The organism is Acidisphaera rubrifaciens HS-AP3 (genome assembly GCF_000964365.1).
GTDB classification, from domain to species: Bacteria; Pseudomonadota; Alphaproteobacteria; order Acetobacterales; family Acetobacteraceae; genus Acidisphaera; species Acidisphaera rubrifaciens.
Map to the genome: position 1 here is coordinate 1 of NZ_BANB01000216.1, position 4,237 is coordinate 4,237.

Genomic DNA, 4,237 nt, shown 5'->3' on the forward strand with positions numbered 1-4,237 from the left:
GGCGTCGCGTCTCCGGACCGCGCCGCCGGCGGGACCGCGGCCGGCGCGGCGGGCGGCAGCCTGGATGTGGATGTGTCCGCGAGGCTCGCGACCGGCGCCGGCGCGGACGCCGGGTGGTCGGGCATCTTCCGCCCGATCACCAGCCAGCCTGTGCCGAGCACCGCCGCTGCGACGACGGCCGTTGCAAACCACCGGACCCGCGACCGGCCCCGTCCGGCGGGCGCCACCACCGGTGCTGGACCCATGACATCGCTCGCCCCTTCGTCCTCCGTCGGCGCGTCGTCGCGCCCGGCATGGGCCTCCTGCGCCGCCAAATAGGCGAAGGCGGAGCTGTATTCGTCAAACCGCCGGCCTTCCTCGTCGCCGCCCGCGCCATCGGGCAGCGGATCGTCGAGCGCATAGGGCTCCGACGCCTCGGGCCACTCATGCGCCGCCGGCGCATCCACGATCTCCGGGACCGGCGCCCGAAGACCCTCGGTCTCCGCCGCGCCGGCATCCCCGGTCGCCTCGACCGGCCAGATCCCGCCGGAATCGTCCGCCTCGACCACCGCGGACTCGCCGGGCCAGGTCACGGGCGCCTCCGCCGCCGGCTGTTCCGCGGTCGGTTCGTCCCAGACCGGGGCGCCCTCGGCGCCAGCGTCGGCGTCCACCGCCCCGGTCGGCGCGAGCGCGCCCGCCGGGACGGGCTCCGACGCAGATGCCCCGGCCTCCGCCATTCCCTCTGCCGCGGGGATCAGCGTCGGCACGTCCGGGGCGATCCAGTCCGGCAGGACCGGCGAGAAACTGATATCGACGGGGTGATACGCATAGGGCGCGTCGGGTCCGTCCGTCGCAGCAGGCGTCGCGGCAGCCTCCGCCCAGACATAGCCGCCGTCATCGTCCGCCGCCGCCGGTTCGGGATCGAGCCGCACGAAGCACAGCCCGACCGCCATCAACGCGTCGGCAATCGGCACCAGGCCGTCATCTCCGACGAGCAGGACCGACAGCGCACGGGACCGCAGCGCCGCAAGCTCCCGCAGACCCGCGAGATTGCCGGGGTTCAGCCGCTGCGCGTCGCGCACGATCGCGACCAGCCGCAGCCCCGCCGTGGCATACAGATCCGGCAGGTCGAACAGCGCCGCCGGGACGGCATTCGCGTCGAGCCCGAACGCTTCGGCAAGGACGGCGTCGGTCAGCCCGTCCGCCCCCGCCGCCAACACCACGACGTCATCCCCCGCCGACAGGCGGGCGCGGGCGACGGTGTCGGCGCATGCCAGGCGGAGGGCGGGATCGGCGCCGACCGCGACAACCAGGCCGTGCCCCTCCGCGATGGCGTCCGTCACCACGCGCTCGGGCCCGACCGTGCCCACGCGCGCAGGGGACGCCCCGATCGCGTCATCTGCCGCCATGTCGTTCATGCGCCGTCAGCCGCGCCCGGCATCGACCCCCCGCTCCATGAGAAAGGCCACGCGACCGTGCGGATCACCGCCGGCGCGAGCCGTCTCCTTCCGCGCGATCGTAATAGCGGGGTGGCACGACGCGAAACCTTGGAACGCCCCCCTACCCGCGAAAATTGTCCGCCGTTGCCGTGTTCCCGCGCCTGCCGGCACCCTGGCCGCACCGATGGCCACTCCGGCCGCACGGCGGCGCCGGTTGCCAAGGCCACCCTAGGAATAATAGCCTAATATCCACGCGTGCAATTCCGCCCGCCGTGCCAGGAGCCCCCGTATGGCGCCAGATCCCCTGTTCGTGCTCGCCGGTATTCCGGCGTTCGTGCCGTATGCGCCGTATGTGCTGGCCCTGTTCGGCCTCTGCGCCGCCGTCATGCCATGGCTGCCGGTGCCGGGCGCCGGTCAGCCGGTCTATCGCCGCGTCTATGGCGTCGTGAACGCGCTCGCGCACAACTACCGCAACGCGGCCAATGCCGCCCTCGCCGCGGCGAAGGCCGCCGCGCCGTCGGGGTCGACGCCGGGGCCCTGAGGCTCCGGCGCGCGTCCCGTCAGAACAGCACGATGGCGCGGCTGATCGCCAGATAGAGACCGATCAGGAACGGCACCCCGACGGCGAGCCAAGCGATCACCCCGGTGACGCCGAATCCGCCCCGGGCGATCCTGTCCACGCTGGCGACCGTCGTGCCCTCGTGCCGCAGGGCGCTCTCGCGCGCGAGTTCCGTCTCGCTCATCCAGTGACGTTGATCCACGGGCCGGACCAGCAGGTTGCAGATCAGGCCGCAGACCAGCAGCCCCGCCATCATGTACAGCGTGTAGTCGTAGACCAGATTGTGCGCGACGCCGCGATCGAGTTCGAACTGCCGGAGCCCCGCGATCAGCGCCGGCCCGACCACACCCGCGACGGACCAGGCGGTGATCAGCCGGCCGTGGATCGCGCCCACCATCGCGGTGCCGAAGATGTCCGCGAGATAGGCCGGCACGGTGGAGAAGCCGCCGCCGTACATGCTCAGGATGATGCAGATCGACACCACGAACAGCGACGGTATGCCGAGATGCCCCCAGGTCGGCAGCAGGCAATACAGGGCGATGCCGATGAGGAAGATGACTGAATAGGTATTCTTGCGGCCGAGCCGATCGGACAGGGACGCCCAGAACAGCCGCCCCAGGCTGTTGAACAGGCTGATGAGGCCGACCAGACCCGCCGCCGCCGCCACGATCGCCGCCTTTTGCCCGACGCCCAGCGCGGTGCCCGTATCGAGCCCCAGGAGGCGCGGGCCGAACACCTCCTGCAGCATCGGGCTCGCCATCGCGATCACCGCGATGCCCGCGGTGACGTTGAGGCACAGGACGCCCCAGATCAGCCAGAACTGCGGCGTGCGCCACGCCCGGTTGAGATGCACGTTCCCGCGGGTCACCAGCGCCTTATGCGCCGTGTCTGCCGGGGTCCATCCCGCCGGCCCCCATCCGTTCGGCGGCACGCGGAAGCCGAAGGCGCCTAGCGACATCGCCACGAAATAGATGACGCCCAGGATCATCAGCGCCTGGGCGACCCCGGCCACGCCGTTCGCCGCGAAACGGTGCATCAGCCAGACGGCGAGCGGCGCGCCGATCATGGCGCCGCCGCCATAGCCCATGATGGCCAATCCGGTCGCGAGGCCGCGACGGTCGGGGAACCATTTGATGAGGGTTGAGACCGGCGTGATGTAGCCGAGCCCCTCGCCGATGCCGCCGATCAGGCCACAGCCCAGATAAACCAGCCAAAGCTGGTGGATCGACACACCGAACCCGCCGATGACCAGGCCGCCGCCCCAGCACAGGGCGGCGATGAAGCCGGCCTTGCGCGGCCCCGCGTGTTCGAGCCAGCCACCCCAGATCGCCGCCGAGATGCCGAGCACGGCGATGAACGTCTCGAAGACGTGCGTCTCCGCCGGGACGGTCCAGTTGCACGTGCGGGTGAACAACTCGCCCCAGAAGCCGATATCGGCGCACGCGGCGGCGTTCGTGCCCGGCACGAGATGGGCCATCGGCAACCAGAACACCGAAAAGCCATAGGCCATGCCGATACAGAGATGGATCGCGAGGGCTGCCGGCGGCACCAGCCAGCGGTTGAACCCCGGCCCCGCGATCGTGCGCTCCCGCGCGAGCAGGCCGCCTCCTCCCGCCGGCACCCCTGCGGTGCCCGACACGTTATCCATTTCCACCCCCGTCTCGCTTTATTGTTTCTATTCGGCCTGCGGGTGATCCGCGACGATCCCGCGGCCGCGGGCGGGATTACAACAACTCAACAGCCTTGATTGCAAATGCATCAAGCCCGGCGCCGCCCTTGGCCAGATGCTCCTTGATGGCCGCCCGCATCCGCGGGTCCCAGAACTTCCGGATGTGGTCGGCGATCGACTCCGGCGCGCGCTCCGGGCCCTGGTGCGCGAAAAAGTGGCCGATCTGGTTGACCATCGCCACCAGCTTTTCATCCTGATGCAAGCGTCGTCTCCGTCTGGACTCGATGGGGGTGGGTGAACAGTTCGAATCCGTCCGCGCGCACGATGCCGGCGAGGGTGATGCCCGCCGCCTCGGCGGTCCGCAGGGCGAGGGCGGTCGGCGCGGACACGGCCGCGATCATCGGCACGCCGAGCCGCGCGGCCTTTTGCACCAGTTCGACGGAAATGCGGCTGGTGAGCAGCACCACGCCGTCATCGGCCCGGGCGCCCGCCCGCAGCAGCGCGCCGGCCAGCTTGTCGAGCGCGTTGTGCCGCCCGACATCCTCGCGCAGCGCCACGATGCCGCCGCCCGGCCGCCAGAACGCGGCCGCA

Annotated in this window: 5 protein-coding genes; 1 reads left to right on the forward strand and 4 read right to left on the reverse strand. The window is 71.1% G+C overall.

Annotation, left to right across the window (positions count from 1 at the left end; translation table 11 throughout):
* Positions 1-1,388, reverse strand: a 1,388-nt coding sequence (locus tag B8460_RS07470; RefSeq protein WP_148360434.1) for a hypothetical protein, incomplete at its 3' end; no start/stop codon positions are given.
* A 319-nt stretch (positions 1,389-1,707) separates the two neighbouring features.
* On the opposite strand from B8460_RS07470, the gene B8460_RS07475 reads away from it, so the two are divergent.
* Positions 1,708-1,959 (forward strand): hypothetical protein, encoded by a 252-nt coding sequence (locus B8460_RS07475; RefSeq protein ID WP_048860959.1) that lies wholly within the window; start codon positions 1,708-1,710, stop codon positions 1,957-1,959.
* 19 nt (positions 1,960-1,978) lie between these two features.
* Here the strand turns inward: B8460_RS07475 and B8460_RS07480 are convergent, their stop codons facing one another.
* The 3 genes from B8460_RS07480 to B8460_RS07490 all read right to left on the reverse strand — a co-directional run.
* On the reverse strand, positions 1,979-3,625 hold the full coding sequence (locus B8460_RS07480; RefSeq protein WP_048860960.1) for an OFA family MFS transporter: 1,647 nt from the start codon (positions 3,623-3,625) through the stop codon (positions 1,979-1,981).
* Positions 3,626-3,701: 76 nt separating this feature from the next.
* Positions 3,702-3,908, reverse strand: a complete 207-nt coding sequence (locus B8460_RS07485) for a formate dehydrogenase subunit delta (protein ID WP_148360437.1) — start codon at positions 3,906-3,908, stop codon at positions 3,702-3,704.
* Positions 3,895-4,237, reverse strand: a 343-nt coding sequence (locus B8460_RS07490; protein ID WP_048860961.1) for a formate dehydrogenase accessory sulfurtransferase FdhD, incomplete at its 5' end; no start/stop codon positions are given. The genes B8460_RS07485 and B8460_RS07490, both read right to left, overlap by 14 nt.